The organism is Virgibacillus sp. SK37, from assembly GCF_000725285.1.
Lineage (GTDB): Bacteria > Bacillota > Bacilli > Bacillales > Amphibacillaceae > Virgibacillus_Q.
Genome location: NZ_CP007161.1, coordinates 3003763 through 3019134, shown reverse-complemented (window position 1 = coordinate 3019134; position 15372 = coordinate 3003763). Strand labels below are relative to the sequence as shown.

12 protein-coding genes and 1 pseudogene are annotated in these 15372 nt (G+C 39.9%); 6 read left to right on the top strand and 7 right to left on the bottom strand.

All coding sequences use genetic code 11. The features are described from left to right. The first annotated feature begins 13 nt into the window (after positions 1-13). Entirely contained in the window at positions 14-2062 is a 2049-nt protein-coding gene (locus X953_RS15145; protein ID WP_040956336.1) for a CocE/NonD family hydrolase, read from the top strand. A 103-nt stretch (positions 2063-2165) separates the two neighbouring features. Here the strand turns inward: X953_RS15145 and X953_RS15140 are convergent. Further along, positions 2166-2996, bottom strand: a pseudogene (locus tag X953_RS15140) (M14 family zinc carboxypeptidase); the annotation flags it as partial. A gap of 305 nt (positions 2997-3301) precedes the next feature. Between X953_RS15140 and X953_RS19850 the strand changes: the two are divergent. Then, complete coding sequence (locus X953_RS19850; protein ID WP_156958497.1) at positions 3302-3472, top strand: hypothetical protein; 171 nt, start codon at positions 3302-3304, stop codon at positions 3470-3472. A gap of 374 nt (positions 3473-3846) precedes the next feature. Here X953_RS19850 and X953_RS15135 read toward each other — a convergent pair whose 3' ends face one another. Together X953_RS15135 and X953_RS15130 are read right to left on the bottom strand one after the other, a co-directional pair. Then, positions 3847-4194 carry an STAS/SEC14 domain-containing protein gene (locus X953_RS15135; protein WP_040956335.1) on the bottom strand — a complete coding sequence of 116 codons (348 nt, stop codon included), beginning with the start codon at positions 4192-4194 and terminating at the stop codon, positions 3847-3849. Between the two features lie 230 nt (positions 4195-4424). Beyond that, positions 4425-4634, bottom strand: coding sequence for a hypothetical protein (locus tag X953_RS15130; protein WP_040956334.1), 210 nt, complete (start codon positions 4632-4634; stop codon positions 4425-4427). A gap of 187 nt (positions 4635-4821) precedes the next feature. Here X953_RS15130 and X953_RS15125 point away from each other — a divergent pair, with 187 nt between their 5' ends. Then, positions 4822-5619: a sugar phosphate isomerase/epimerase gene (locus X953_RS15125; RefSeq protein ID WP_040956333.1), complete on the top strand. Its 798-nt coding sequence runs from the start codon at positions 4822-4824 to the stop codon at positions 5617-5619. Positions 5620-5863: 244 nt separating this feature from the next. Here X953_RS15125 and X953_RS15120 read toward each other — a convergent pair whose 3' ends face one another. Further along, positions 5864-7558 carry a peptide ABC transporter substrate-binding protein gene (locus X953_RS15120; RefSeq protein WP_040956332.1) on the bottom strand — a complete coding sequence of 565 codons (1695 nt, stop codon included), beginning with the start codon at positions 7556-7558 and terminating at the stop codon, positions 5864-5866. Between the two features lie 323 nt (positions 7559-7881). Here X953_RS15120 and X953_RS15115 point away from each other — a divergent pair, with 323 nt between their 5' ends. After that, positions 7882-8292, top strand: coding sequence for a VanZ family protein (locus tag X953_RS15115; protein ID WP_040956331.1), 411 nt, complete (start codon positions 7882-7884; stop codon positions 8290-8292). A gap of 417 nt (positions 8293-8709) precedes the next feature. Here the strand turns inward: X953_RS15115 and X953_RS15110 are convergent, their stop codons facing one another. From X953_RS15110 to X953_RS15100, 3 genes are all read right to left on the bottom strand, one after another. Further along, positions 8710-11625: an MMPL family transporter gene (locus X953_RS15110; protein ID WP_040956330.1), complete on the bottom strand. Its 2916-nt coding sequence runs from the start codon at positions 11623-11625 to the stop codon at positions 8710-8712. A 2-nt stretch (positions 11626-11627) separates the two neighbouring features. After that, a complete protein-coding gene (locus X953_RS15105; RefSeq protein WP_040956329.1) occupies positions 11628-12071 on the bottom strand; it encodes a MarR family winged helix-turn-helix transcriptional regulator in 444 nt (147 codons plus the stop codon). A 366-nt stretch (positions 12072-12437) separates the two neighbouring features. Continuing rightward, a complete protein-coding gene (locus tag X953_RS15100) occupies positions 12438-12974 on the bottom strand; it encodes a ribonuclease H-like YkuK family protein (RefSeq protein WP_040956328.1) in 537 nt (178 codons plus the stop codon). A gap of 244 nt (positions 12975-13218) precedes the next feature. On the opposite strand from X953_RS15100, the gene X953_RS15095 reads away from it, so the two are divergent. Continuing rightward, a complete protein-coding gene (locus X953_RS15095) occupies positions 13219-14064 on the top strand; it encodes an MBL fold metallo-hydrolase (RefSeq protein WP_040956327.1) in 846 nt (281 codons plus the stop codon). Between the two features lie 30 nt (positions 14065-14094). Beyond that, positions 14095-15042 carry a nucleoside hydrolase gene (locus X953_RS15090; protein WP_369792704.1) on the top strand — a complete coding sequence of 316 codons (948 nt, stop codon included), beginning with the start codon at positions 14095-14097 and terminating at the stop codon, positions 15040-15042. Positions 15043-15372 lie beyond the last annotated feature (330 nt).

The window sequence follows — 15372 nt, the reverse complement described above, 5'->3', positions numbered from 1 at the left end:
GAGTTGGAGCATCATGGTTTTTAACGTAAACGATTCTGATAAAAGAAATATTAAAACAGCGTATCCAAGAGAAATAATAAAGAAAGAGCATGTATGGATTCCTTTATCTGATGGTGCAAAATTAGCTGCTACAATCTGGCTGCCGAAAGATGCCGAGGAGAAGCCTGTGCCAGTGATTTTGGAATATTTGCCGTATCGTAAAGATGATTTTACGGCAATACGCGATTCCATTCGTCATCCTTATTTTGCCGGACATGGCTATGCATCTATACGAGTGGACATAAGGGGAACAGGGAATTCAGACGGGATTTTGCTGGATGAATATTTAAAACAAGAGCATGATGATGCACTGGAGATTTTTGATTGGGTGTGCAAACAGCCTTGGTCGACAGGTAGCATTGGGATGATCGGCAAATCATGGGGAGGATTTAATGGGCTCCAAATAGCTGCGAGAAAACATCCAGCATTAAAAACAATTATTACCTTGTGTTCCACAGATGACAGATATGCGGATGATGTGCATTATCGAGGTGGCAATATACTTGCTTCAGATATGTTGTGGTGGGCGTCTACGATGTTTGCCTACAGTGCACGCCCTCAAGATCCGGAAGTTGTTGGGGAAGGCTGGAAGGAAAACTGGCTGCAACGTCTAAATACTACTCCATATGTTAATGAATGGATGAGTCACCAACGAAGGAACGATTACTGGAAACACGGTTCGGTCTGTGAGGATTATTCCGCCATTCAAATTCCGGTTTTTGCAGTAAGTGGCTGGCAGGACGGTTATACAGATGCCGTTTTCCGCATGATAGAAAATCTCCCATATGCAAAAGGATTAATTGGTCCATGGGCACATGAATTTCCGGAAGTAGCTACACCAGAACCAACGATCGGCTTTCTTCAAGAATGTCTTCGCTGGTGGGATCAATGGCTTAAGGGGGTTGATACTGGGATGAAGGATGAGCCTAAATTAAGGTCTTATATTCAAGATAGCGCACTGCCACAGGTCAACTATGATGAACGCCCAGGAAAGTGGGTTGTAGATACAAGCTGGCCGTCAACTCAAGTAAATGAAGAGAAGTTTTGGCTGAATAAAAGCGGAACAATGACACAAGAACCGTGCGCTACTAAAAAGGTGCTCATACCAAGTGTCCAGGAGCATGGTTACTATGCTGGGGTGTATTGCCCTTTTGGTGAGGCGGGTGATCTTCCATCTGATCAACGGTTGGAAAACGGTAAATCAGTTGTTTTCACATCGGAGCCTTTCGATGCGGATGTCGACCTTCTCGGACATCCTATCTTTCATATGGCATTCACCTCTGATCAAGCAAATGCGCTTGTGGCTGTCCGACTAAGTGATAAAGCACCAACTGGTGAGTCTACACTTATAAGCTGGGGCATGTTGAATTTAAATCATCTTGAATCACACGAAAAGCCAACTCTATTGGAAAAAGGAAAGGTTTATCATGCTTCAATTAAATTAGATAGTATCGGGCAAAATCTTCCCGCAGGCCATAGATTAGAAGTTGCGTTGTCACCAACATACTGGCCACAGGCTTGGCCATCACCAAAACCTGTCACACTAGAAGTAATCACAGGTGAGGATACTTTATTAAGCTTGCCTGTTCGTACACCAGACCCGAAGTTGGATTCTACGATTCATTTTAAACCGTCTGAAACAGCACCAGTTATTGAGCGTGAAATTTTGCGTGAGGAAAGTAGAACACGCGAAGTTACTCATAGTACAATTACGGACAAATGGAAATTAGAGGATTTTTCTGATGAAGGCGAACGCCGTCTCATTCATAATGGGTTAAAGCACGGTAGCATTAATAAAAATACGTACTCCATCAAATCCGGTGACCCATTATCCGCACATATTAGATGTGAATGGGAGATGACATTAGGACGGGAAGACTGGGATATCAAAATGTATACGGAAAGCGAAATGACAAGTGATGAAACAACATTCTATTTAACTAACAAACTTACTGCTTATTATAATAAAGAGGAATTTTTCACTCGAACATGGAAAAAACAAATTCCAAGAGACTTTCAGTAGCTTGAAGTACGTATAAATTGCTTACTGTGAGCAAATAGAATTCATATGGAAAAAAGGTGCAACGAGGATAACACAATATGCTCGTTGCGCCTTTTTATGTTAATTATCTTTCCGTTAAAGGAATCTCATCATAATCCTCTACATCCAATGCATGAACTTCCTCTGTTGCAACACTCTCCAATATACCATATACACCTGTTTCTACAGCTTTTGTTAGTTGCCCGAGTTTCTTTTGTCCGTAGCTTTGGGTTTGGCCAGTGATTTCAAACAGTACTGCACCACTACCATTAAGGGCAAAGGATCCAAGTGCGGTTCCTGGTAAATCTAATGCCTGAGGGTAAAGTGAGACATTTCCAAAAGGAGAATTCCCCATTTGCTGTAATGCATTATATGCAGCGACATTAAGCTGTTTAGAAAAATCAACATTATAATCATCTGCATATTCACGGTACTTTTCCCCTTCTGGTGTATCTGGATGTGGAATAAACACTCCTGACAAGGATAAGGTCACCGGATCATCTGTGCCTTCAATTACATATTCACCTTGATGATGTAAATCTACAAAAACATCGACCTTACCATGTTGTTCTTGTAAATTTTTATACACATCCCGAACTGTTTGTGCTTCTGGTGTAATAAACCAGCCTGGCTCAGAAGATGAATTAGGGAAATCCTCCGGCTGTGGCTGATAATTCAGGTCAGGATTGAAATCACGATTCACATCGAAACCTGGGGTCGAAGCATAGTCCCAATATTTATTTGTATAGGTATAATAATTCCAAGACGGCTCTACGCCCTCCAATTGTGGGAATTGGTCCACTACCTCAGCCCATGTCATATCATTACCGCGTCGATTTAGCTCGGTAGCATCCGGGTTAATCATAGGCATGGCTACAATTGTTAATTCCTCTCTAAGCTGTTTCATTTTCGGAGAATAAATAGCATCTTGCGCACACTTTGTATAAATAAGCCATCAGGCAGAAGGAGCTAAACGACAAATACTGCCTAAATAATTCCTGGGAAATAAATTAGGAAATGATGTCGAAGGGAGAAGTGTATTTCGACGTTTGATAATGAGGGAGAGGGTTATAACCAGAAGAATTAAAGCACGTAGCTTGAAGTAGCAGTATTAGCATGGTATTTAGTAAATATGCTTAAAAAATATATGTCATATCTTGTTCGCTTGTTGAAGAGGAACGGTCATGCTAGTATAAATATCTGAAAAAGGAGGGGGATACATTGAGTAAAGTAACGTTGGATAATATATTCCAAGCGATTTTAGAAGTTTCTGAGGACGTGAAGGAACTCAAAACTAGAATGGGCAATGTAGAAAATCGACAAGCAAAATTAGAATCAGATCTTCAGAGAGTGGAACTATCGATTAAAAAGGAATTGCGAAAAGTACATTAAATAATTGCGATTACTGCTAATGAGAATTTAGACATAAAAACACGTATTTCTATTCTTGAGAACTAAGTAAATGTGCCAATTCCCAAAGAAAATTTTTTATACTCCTCTTTTAATCTCATCAATTAATCCTACGTACTTTTCCTTACATTAAAAAGGTTAGCTGTCTCGCCATTGCCATTTTAGAGGTGAAAAAGGAATCGGTTTATCTTTACCGACTCCTTTCTTAAGACTTTATAAAGTTAGTTTTCAGTAGTAGCCATGGTTTGTTTCAGAATGGAGTTCCCCTGTGAATTTTAGCAATAGCGCTGGGTGTTGCTTCTGCCTATCAATGAGGAGTAAGTTGTTTATGCTTTTCTTCATTTATTTGTATTTCTTTACTCCCGAAGCCATCTTCTAGCTTCATCCGCTTCTTCCAATGAAAAGCGTTCGATTTCAACTCCTGGAATGACCTTATTTTGATCTATACGCATAAAGGTATCATCCGCGACAATAGCACTCTTATTAATGCTCTTTAAGTGGGCAACAACCTTAAATGCCTCCAATAACGCTTTAGGAGTATTGCCTTCAATGTTTTTGAAAATGAATAAAATGTTGAGTGGTTCCTCTTGAAGTTTTTTCGCTTTCAATGCTTCTTTAAATAATTGTAAATCCTCCTGTGTTGCTGTTCCTTCTGTTGTTACTTCTAACAATTCACCTTGTTTTTCTCCATCAAGTTTTAGCATATCTCTCATCCTTTCGAGTAGCTTTATATATTAAATTCCTTTCCAGGGAGGGAATGAAACATGAGATCAAATACTACATTTGAGTATGCTTCCACAGGATCTTTTGTATACATAAAAAAGCAATTTTTGGCAAAGTAAGTGTTAGAAATGAAGAATGGCTCTCCCTGTGAATAGTACAGAAAGAGCCGCTTCGGAACTTTTAACTAGGTGATAGTAGAAGGAACCCCTTGTTATAAGGACTCCATTAATTCAACATCTGAAACTAAAACTATTTGGGCCGAGTCATGTAATTGTGGGGAACTGTTTGGTATAGGAGTAGGTTGTGGGTAAACTTCAAATCTTCTTACATCATAATCATTGGAAATGAAACCGCCACCCAACCCTTCGTTTATCATTCGGTCAACCTCCATATGATTATCATGGTCAGTAAAAGCAGCCAATCGGGATCACCTCCTTTTCATAAGTATATCATAAATTGTCTTATTTTTCTGTTACTTCATCTGGAGGCGTCTATTACTTGTTGAATTAATTGGTGGTTTCTACTGATGTATATCACACCGTACTCGAATTTCCCCCTTACCTATTGTATTCTAACAATCAATCTATTAATTTCAATGGGGGTATATCATGCCAAGAGAGATTTTTTATTCTGGATTAGTTCAATTGGAAAAGCCGGTAAAAACAAATTTACAAGCGTTTGCTGACTATGGCGCAGATGGGGTTGAATTATTCCTGGATGGACCCCAATGGAACGATAAGGAAGCTAGCTTTTCAGAAGTAAAAACATACCTCAATTCTTATCCTTTCACTTATAGTGTACACGGTCCGATGTTCGACTTGAACTTAACCAGTGAAAATGCTGCAGTCAGAAAAACGGCCTTAAACGAATTTAAGAAAACAATTGAAATTGCGGCCGAAATCCAGGCACATCATGTGATTGTTGACCCAGGCATTTGTATGTTTCAAATCTTTGATAAGCATCAAGCACAAAGGCGGGCTTTGGAAGCTATTAGAGAATTGCAGCAACATGCAAAACAATACAGGCAGCCCATTGCCATTGAAAATATCGGACATAACGGCACAGAACTTTTTAATCAGGAAGAGTTTTGCCATCTGTTGGATCATTTCCCTGATAAGGAAATGCTTGGACTGGTGTTGGACACAGGTCATGCCAATTTGAATAACTGGGATATCCCGGAAGTGATCCGTACCACGAAAGACCAGTTGCTTGCAATCCACCTGAACGATAATGATGGCCATACGGACAACCATTTAGCCATTGGTGACGGGAATATTAACTGGAAGCCAATCTTCAAGGAGCTTCAACATGTACCGGAAAAATGCCGCTTCATTTTGGAATATAACACGGTTATGCCGTACGAGAAACTCCAAGAAGGGAAGAAGTTGTTAAGAGAATATTTATAGCGTTTTAGGTGATGTTAACAAAGCCATAGTTAGTAAAAATTTTCTAGTCATTGCGACAGTCATAAGAGGGGAAAATAAGCAGACTCCATCCAAAACCGAAAAAACAGCCTTAGCCCTCTTTCTACAGGGCTAAAGCTGTTTAATCATTTTAATTGCTTCTATATTTAGGGGGGAATTTAAATATGGAATCATTCAAATTTAATTTTATTAACAATCGATCTATATTTCCCTTACTATAACTCTATTATTCTCCACCAACGCTTGCCCACTTATATTCGTACGTCGGACCGATTGGATTTGTGATAACGCCCTGTAACTTTGGAGATGCAAGAAGGGAGACGTATTCTTGATATAATGGTGCGATGGCTGCATCCTCAAATAGTATTTTCTCGGCTTCAATAAAGTTATTATAACGCTCCGCACCTTTTCCTGGTGTTGCAAGTTCATTTTGCGCTTCTTTTAATAACTTGTCGTATTCCTTATTGGAATAACCCATCTTGTTGTATTCGCCATCCGTTTCCATCAGGCTAAGGAAGGAATATGGATCCATATAATCTGGTCCCCATGCGGAAAGCTGGATGTCATAATCCATCTTGGAATCTAACTCTAATTTCTGCTTTCCTGGTACTTGTTTTAGATCTACTTTTAATCCTTCAAGGTTTGTTTCCAGTTGGTTTACGAGATATTCCTGCATGGTTTTCGAGTTTTCTCCATCCCCACCTAGAAACTCCAGCTCGATAGAATCTTTCCCTAACTCCTCCAAACCTTTCTTCCAATATTCCTGTGCCTTTTCTATGTCATACTTAACTAGCTCGCCATTGACGTCCCTGATCTCTTCTCCATCATGCTCCGTCCCTTCTGGAAGTGGGGCAAAGTCATTTGGGATCAGCCAATTTGCCGGAATGGAGCCGTCATTTAAAAGCTCGTCAGCAAGTGCCTGTTTATCAAATGCGCGACTGATTGCTGCTCGTATATTCGTGTTAGCTAATGCTTCATTACGCGTTTGGTTTAGTTTTAAGTAATAGACAACCGGTTTGGATCTTGTCGTATAATCTTCATTGGTAGAATAGTTATCTACTAAATCGGAATTCAGTTGTACTCTGTCCAACTCACCTGTATCATACAAATCGACAGCAGTTTGCGGGTCTTTCACTACCGTATAATTCATTTTTTCTATTTCCACGGTCTCTGCATCCCAATAATCTTCGTTCTTTACCATTTCCCAGGAATCACTTGTGCTCTCCCAGTTTTTTAGTTTAAAAGGTCCATTGAAAATGAGGTTATCGGTGCTTTGGGCATAGTCATCGCCTTGTTCTTCTACAAAACTCTTATTCAGCGGCAAGAATGTACCAAAAGTCATTAATGATTCGAAGTAAGGAACCGGTTTTGCCAGTTCAACAACCAATGTATGATCATCTTTTGCAGTAACACCTAACTCGTCTACAGCTTTTTCACCCTTACTCACTTCTTCAGCATTTTTAATAACGCCTTTCATCATATAAGGGCCATACTCGGAGCCTGTATTCGGATCAACTGTACGCTGCCATGCATACACGAAATCTTCTGCTGTTACTGGATCACCATTCGACCATTTCGCATCTTCTCTTAAATGAAATGTCCATACCATCCCGTCTTCGCTTTCTTCATGGTCTTTCGCAATTCCTTCTACTGGCTTCGCATTTTCACCTAAACGATATAAGCCTTCCATTGTAGCGCCTAAAAATTGGAAGGAAAGCTCATCTGTTGCCATGGATGAATCCATTGTAGTAATGCGGTCTTTCTTGGAGAGATTCAAAACTTGTTCATTTGCATCGTCCGTTTTGCTGCCATCTCCACTACCGGAGGCCGGGCTATCATCCTCTCCAGAGCATGCTGTCATTACAGCAATAAATCCAATTCCAATCATGATCCATACAATTTTCTTCAAATTATTATTCATAGTGACCTCCCTTTTACTAAAAAAATTACTAATAGTTGCATTTTACCCTAAGGTTAAACCGTTTGCAATATTATTTCTAAATTTTATTAATAATTCAACTTTATTGATATAGCGACATAACGGAGAATGAACGATGATTAAGTATTAGATGGTTCTTTTGGTAAAATATTTACTAAAATCTTCCGGTTGGTTTTTGTCTTGTTTTTTGTTTGATAAATGGAATAGCATCAAAAGGTGAAAGTTTACTGAATATGTAGTGAGGTTTTGTTCTTCTTTTACATGGGAATGTGCAACATATCGAATTGGTAAAGGAAATGATGGGTTTGAGAATTGTTGCTATGATTTTTTGGTCTTTATTGATGTTTGCTTTTCTATTTAACTCGAATTTGCTGACATTGTTGGAACACGGTAATTTAAATATAAATATAACGTCACAACCACAATTTGCATTTTTCGAAGTTTATCAGCTGAGGACAGAGGTGGTGATGCGGAAGGTCGGGCATCTTTTCATGTTCGCAATGTGGCTGTTGTTTGTTTTTATTGGAGTAAGACGATTGAAGGTGGCTGCCTGGATTGCGCTAAGCCTTGCGCTTGTCACGGAAATCATTCAGCCATACTTTTCCAGAGATGGTCGCTTGCTTGATGTCTTGTTTAACAGTGCTGGCGTGTTGCTTATGGCCTTTCTGATTCAAATTTTCTTGGTAGCGATAGGGAATGTGAAGGGAGAGGAATGATTATGGCGAATTAATCCGCCGTAGAGCGCGAGAATCATCCGGAGGAGGAAGTAATCTGCCGGAGAGCGGAAGAATCTGCCGGAGCGCAAAGTAATCCGCCAGAGCACGGAAGAATCTGCCGGAGGAGAAATTAATACGCCGGAGAGCGGAAGAATCACCCGGAGGAGGAAGTAATCCGCCGGAGCGTGCAGTAATCATCCGGAGGAGAAATTAATCCACCGGAGAGCAAAGTAATCATCCGGAGAAGAAAGTAATCAGCCGGAGCATGAAAGAATCATCCGGAGAAGAAATTAATCATCCAGAGGAGAAATTAATCCGCCGAAGAGCAAAACAATCAGCCATAAAGAAGCAAAAGAACCATTCTATCCCAAATCAAAAAAGCTGCCTTTTCATTAAAGTGAAAAGACAGCTTTTTTCTTACCGTTTAAATGGCCACCAGTTGGCTTTGCCAAACATGCGCACCATTAACGGAATGAACAATGGAAGCATGACGAAGGCGTATAGGAATAATCCTGCAATTACGGCAGTAGCAATCTGCAATAGGGAAAGTACACCAGATGGGAGCATGGCTCCAAATGTACCACCTAGTATGACTGCTGCTGAAATGATCACAGTTCCCATGTTGCGCATTGCTGCAAATAAGGCCTCTTTTATATCGCCATTCTTGTATTCGTTAAACCGTGCCATAAGGAAGATGCTGTAATCAATTCCTAAAGCAACAAGCATGACAAACGCGAAGAACGGTATGGCCCAGGTAAGTCCGGAGTAGTTAAAGATATGAACAAAAATGAACTCCGAAAATGCCATGGAAGTAATATAAGTTATAATCAGTGAGCCAATTAAATATAAAGGCATCACGAGTGAACGCAGCATCATGACAAGGATAATGAAAATCCCGGCGATCATCAGGATGGCTGTCCGTGTGTAATCCTCGTTGGAGATATGTTGCAGGTCATTATTCGTACTGCTGACCCCGCCAATTTTCTGATCACTGTCTGCAAACATTGTTTCCTTTCTTGCACTATCCACGGTGTTATTAATATCTTCCACCTGGTTCATTGCTTTCGTTGAATATGGATTATCACTGAGAATGACTTCAAATTTAGTGATTTTTTTATCCTCGGAAAGGTATGCCTCTGTACCTTCCTGGAAGCTTTCATCATTTAACGTATCCTGAGGGATAAATACATAATCCTCATTACCGTTTTCACTAAAGTCCTTTAGGAAGTCCTCGACTCCTGTTAATCCTTCGTTAACTTGCTTCAGGCCTTCAACACTATCCTGAAGCCCGCTCGATAATTCGTTTAATTGACTTTGCATATCTGCAAAAGCTTGCTTTAATTCTTTTTGTCCACCATAGATTTGTGAAAGACCTTCCTGTACTTCAGGAATTTTACCAACAACCTGTTGCTGGCCATTTCCAGCTTGGTTCAGTCCGGACTGCAGCTCTCCAACAGCACCGGATAAGCGGTTAATTCCCCCGGCAAGCTGTTCCTGTGCAGTTACGGTTTGCTGTAAATTTGAATTTAGTTGATTCATCGAACTGGCAAGTGGAGCTGCACCAGGAATATTTTGCAGCTGCTTGGCAAGCTGCTGATATCCTTGCACTAGTTCTTTATTGCCAGATACTGTTTGGTTTAGGTTACCTTGAATGGTTTGCAGATTTTTTTGGATCTCTCCTGCACCTTGTGCTCCTGATTCTATTCCATTTTGAATATCGGAGAGGGCGGTTTGCATTTGGCTTATGCCATCTTTGGTATCCTGTGTGCCCTGCATAAGGTCATCCACACCATTTTCAGCTTCCTGAAGCTGTGGTTGAGATTTGTCGAGTTCCTTGGAAGCCTCATCCAGACCATCTTGGATATCCTGAAGTCCTTCTTTACTCTCCCCAATGCCATCTGCCAGTTTTTCAGTTTGATTGATTAATAGAAAATCATCAATAACCTCACCAGTTGGACGTGTTGCACTACGGACCTGTTTTACTCCGTCCATCTCCGCAATCCGTTGCGTTATCTTTGCGATATCCTGGTAATCCTGCTGGGAATCGACGGCTTGATCTGTTTTAAATACAACCGTCGTAGGCATGGTTTGGCCTGGGCCAAAGCTATCAGCGATTAAATTAAATCCTTTCACAGAATCATAGCTATCACCGATTTCCTCTAAGGAGTTATACGATTTATCACCACTATATGTTAGCATTGCCGGTACAGTAATAATGGCGACAATGATTAACGAGATAATCGGTCTTTTCCAGGCGAAAGCTCCTGCAGTCCCCCAAAGTTTACTTTCTTTATGTGCTGCATTTTTATGAAATGGCCAAAATAATTTCTTGCCTAAAACGACAAGGAAAAATGGCACGAGGGTAGAGAGAGCGAGTAATACGATCGCCACACCAACAGCCACGGCTACAGCGGACTGATAGAGTGAAAATGTTGATAATCCGATCGTAGAGAATCCGATTAATACGGCTAATCCGGCAAAAAAGATCGTTTTACCACCTGATTTATATGTTGCTATTACTGCATCCTTCGTTGACTCATGTTCTGCCATCTCCTCTTTGAAGCGGCTGATCAATAGAATACAGTAGTCGGTCCCAATCCCAAACATGACTGCAACCATGAAAATCTGTGTAAACGTCGAGAGTGGGAAGTTGACCGTATCTGCTAAGATCGCCACAATCCCCTGTGCAGCCAGATAACTGATTCCAACAGTTAGTAATGGAATAAATGGTGCAACAAAAGATTTAAATACAATAAACAAGATAATTAAAATCAAGCCAACAGTAATAATCTCGGTTCGTTTTAATCCTTCTTGGGAGTTTTTTACGATGTCTTGTTCAATGTATTGTTGTCCTGTCACGTAATGATCAATGGAAGTATCGTCTGCGATTTCATAAATTTTTTCACGTGCTTGATCAATGTCTTTATTTTCCAAGGAAATGTCGAAAGGTACCAGAATGGTTTGGTTATCCTCGGAAACAGTTTGTTCCTTTATTTCTTTACTTTCATTGAAGTTAAGCAAATTACTAATTCCAAGGTCGTCTTTCTTCTCCTTAAGCTCTTTAATGACTTGTTGTATCTCTTCTTTATCTGCTTTATCCAATTTATCTTCATCATGAAAAACGAGTACAGAACTGGCGTTTTCTTGCCCGCTATCCTTGGACATTTGGTCGATTAAGTCCTGTGCCTCATCGGAAGGGGAACCCTCAGGAACAGAGATTTGTCCTTTATCTGCGACCAATTCCTGAAGATTTGGTGAAAATATGAATAAACCGGCTGCCGCAATTACCCAAAATGCAGCAATCAACCAGCGAAATCGAATAATCTGTTTCATTTCTAATCTCCTTTCTTCTCTGTTGCCATAACATGTGCTAGTTTTTCCAATGCATGGATGAAGGTAAGAATTTCTTCTTCATTAAAATTGCCAAGATAGGTGCCAATTTCTTCTGTTAGATTGTTCTTTGTGTAATCGACAAGTTCATTCCCTTTTTCCGTTAATTGGAGATACACAATGCGCCTATCCTGCTTATCGCGATTTCTTATAATTAAGCCTTTCTCATCTAATCGATTAATTTGCGCGGTAATGGCGCTTTTTCCAACACCAAGAAATGCAGCAATTTCTGAGCTGGTACATTGCTCGTTTTTTTGAATATATTGCAGTGTTGGAAATTGCTCTGTCGTTATTTCTGTATGGATTTTTTCTTTAAGTATTAAATTAACATTGCGATTAATGGTATTCATTGCATCCTGATACCGATTAATCAGCTCAAGTAAATCCAATTAAGTACACCTCCATTTATAGTTCATTAGGTGAATAGTTTCATAAGTGAACTATCGTAGTTTAACAAAGGAGGGAAGGTGAAGCAAGAATTTTGGTTTAGGGGGCGAGGTGTGTCATCCTGATAAAATAAGGTGAGGCTTAGCGTATTTTTTCGTTCATGTAAAATAGCTTATTTATACCGTTCTGGAAGAAACTTCACTTTCCGGATTCTCACGTAGGAATTTCCGTGCTTGTCCATCACTCCGTTTTTCTAAGTCATGTACTGTTTACCACCATTCACATTTTACAAACAAAAAACGGATACAATTTAGAGAGAAACTTCTCCTAAACTATATCCATTCCTGATTGCCGCCGTACTGGCTATATTATTTTGTGTAGCGATTGGCATAGCTTGATGCTACGAAAGCATCAGGCTTAATTTTTGGCTCCACACCGGTTGCTTCCAATCTAGTTACCATTTCCTGAACGAATTTTCTTGTTTTGTTCTTTTTACCAGCACCGATATCGATATGTCCTTCCATGGTGAAAGAGGCTCCTTGGTAAATATGTGGGAGAACAATATCGATAAGCTGCCTTTTTCTTTCTTCGGTAAAGAGGGAGACAACCTCCTCTGATAATGAGGTCTCATAGGAAATTCGCTCATGCAAATGCAGCATCTTCCGTGGAACAGTTACTTTTCGTATACATGCCCACACACCTTTTCCTTTATTGCGGATGACAATTCCTGTAATGAAAATGGTTTTCTGTGGATGAATTTGGGAATCTGTTCCGACAATCAGACGGTAATTCCCGGCAGGTCGTGCACGCATAAAGCTGACAATATGTTCAAACACCTGATCAAACGTCATATGATCTTCCTGCAGATTTTGAAAACGAGCGTGTTGACTAAAGTCATTTTCCATGTTGGCACATCCCACTTTGTGAAATTTAGAGATCTGCTTTCCATTTATTTTATGATATGCGGGAGGGAGGGGTGAAAATAACTGTATGCTGTGATTATTGTTGTTACTTTATCTCCTTTGTGATCTTCCTACACAATTTCATTTCCTATCTCCATTCGATCATGTAGAATAAAGAAAGCGAAAAATAGGCTTAGCTTTGATACCTGAACTGCAAATTTAGACATATAGGAAAGAGGGTAACAACATGTTAAAAAAACTGGCAACGAATGTTTATTATATGCCCCATTATTCGGAGACAGATCGACCGGCATTGGGGTTAATTTGTGGGGAGAATTTTAGTGTGGCAATTGACGCCGGTAATTCTCCTGCACATGCGAAGGATTTTCTGAATTTGGCTGAAAAAATGGACATTGCTCCGCTTGAATATGTAATTCTAACGCATTGGCATTGGGATCATATTTTTGGTGTGAAAACAATGGATCGGACTACAATCAGTCATCATGATACTAAGAAGAAGGTGGCATATCTAAAAACGTTGAAGTGGGATGATGCTTCTCTTGATGCTCGTGTGGAGACTGGGGAAGAGATAGAATTTTGCCGTGACATGATAAAGCGGGAGATGCCTGTCCGGGGTGATCTGGAACTGCGTGTGCCCGAAATATCTTTTCAGGACCAAATACAGATCGACCTTGGTGGCATTACCTGTGTGGTAGAACATGTCGGTGGAGAGCATGCGCGAGATTCGTCCATTGTCTATATTCCGGAAGAAAAAATCATGTTTTTAGCTGATTGTCTTTATCAAGATTTTTATAGTGGCGAATGGAGCTATGATTTAAAAGAAGTACAGACCTTATTAGCAAAAATTAAGAAATATGATGTGGAGCATTATGTGCTTGGGCATCAGCCTCCGAAAACTCATGCTGAGCTATGGAATTTCCTTGACGATCTTGTAGCTATCGGGGAGATTGTTGGAAGGGAAGCTTTACTCGAAAAAGCAGTGGAAGCTTTTAAGCTAGCTAGAAAGAGCGAACCGACAGACGAACAGCTTGAGTTGATCCAGAATTTTGTTGCAGGCAATTGTAAGAAGTAGTTTTGTAAAATGAACAAAGAGGTGGATAAATTGAGACGTGTAATTATCGATACAGATACAGCAGGGGATGACACAATCGCCCTATTAACTACACTCCATCATTTTCAGGTGGAGGGTGTAACGATTACGGCTGGCAATGTTGATTTTGATCAAGAGGTAGAAAATGCGCTTTATACGATTCAAGTCGCCAATCCAGAGAGCTATGTTCCTGTCTATAAGGGACTAGAAAGACCACTCAACGCTACAGGCATGCATCAGCATCGCACAGTAGAGGATGTGCACGGTAAGGATGGAATGGGAGATGCTTTTTTTGAAAAAGCAAAACAGCTTCCTGAAGCTGGCCATGCCATCGATTTTATTATCGATACAGTGAAGAAAAATCCCGGAGAGATTGAATTATTGGCGATCGCTCCTTTAACGAATATTGCAATGGCAATTAAAAAGGAACCATCTATTATCAAGGATATCCCTCATATTTACATTATGGGTGGTACAAACAATTACTTAGGAAACATTACGGCAGCAGCGGAGTATAACTTTTACGTTGATCCTGAGGCAGCCAATATTGTCCTACAATCCGGCATCCCGCTTACGATGGTAGGATGGGATATGTGCGTGAATTATTCGATTATGGATGATGCAGATCATGAGGATATTAGAAAACTTGCCACAAAAGGCTCGCAATTTTTTATGGATATTAATCAGGTAGTAATGAAATTTAACAAGGAAGTTCATCGTCTGCCAGGGACTACCCATCCAGATACATTGCTTGCAGCCATCGCCGCAGATGAAAGCATTATGACGAAGGCAACGGATTACTATGTCGAAGTGGAAACACAGGGGAAACTGACACGTGGCTACAGTCTTGTTGATATTAATAATCGAAGCGGAAATAAGCCAAATGTACGCGTGTGTGAAGCAGTTGATCGAGAGAAGTTTAAGACAGTGTTGCTCGATGTTTTGGGCGCAATTGATTGATTTAATGGGTTAAGCTGAAAAAGCTGCAGAATTTATTATGGATTCTGTGGCTTTTTTTAGTTGTACCAGGATATATCGGCCCCCACAGTCCATATAGACAAAACGATAGTGGAAGATCATTTTTATAGATATCGATAAGTATCAAACGAAAATATTCAAAAACTAATCACTACTTTATTGAAAATTATTATCTACCTAATAAAATTCCCAAATAACTTAAATATTCACATTATTATTGCTATATTAATAATACTTTGGTTAAATAGAAACTAATCAAAATTATGAAGTTAGTAGAAGATGAGGTATTTATTTTAGAAAGCGCTTTCCTAA

Bases quoted from the DNA above. Each gene is read 5' to 3' on its own strand.
- X953_RS15145 (WP_040956336.1), top strand. From the start codon at position 14: ATGGTTTTTAACGTAAACGATTCTGATAAAAGAAATATTAAAACAGCG.
- X953_RS15135 (WP_040956335.1), bottom strand. From the start codon at position 4,194: ATGCTAAAACTTGATGGAGAAAAACAAGGTGAATTGTTAGAAGTAACA.
- X953_RS15125 (WP_040956333.1), top strand. From the start codon at position 4,822: ATGCCAAGAGAGATTTTTTATTCTGGATTAGTTCAATTGGAAAAGCCG.
- X953_RS15120 (WP_040956332.1), bottom strand. From the start codon at position 7,558: ATGAATAATAATTTGAAGAAAATTGTATGGATCATGATTGGAATTGGA.
- X953_RS15110 (WP_040956330.1), bottom strand. From the start codon at position 11,625: ATGAAACAGATTATTCGATTTCGCTGGTTGATTGCTGCATTTTGGGTA.
- X953_RS15100 (WP_040956328.1), bottom strand. From the start codon at position 12,974: ATGGAAAATGACTTTAGTCAACACGCTCGTTTTCAAAATCTGCAGGAA.
- X953_RS15095 (WP_040956327.1), top strand. From the start codon at position 13,219: ATGTTAAAAAAACTGGCAACGAATGTTTATTATATGCCCCATTATTCG.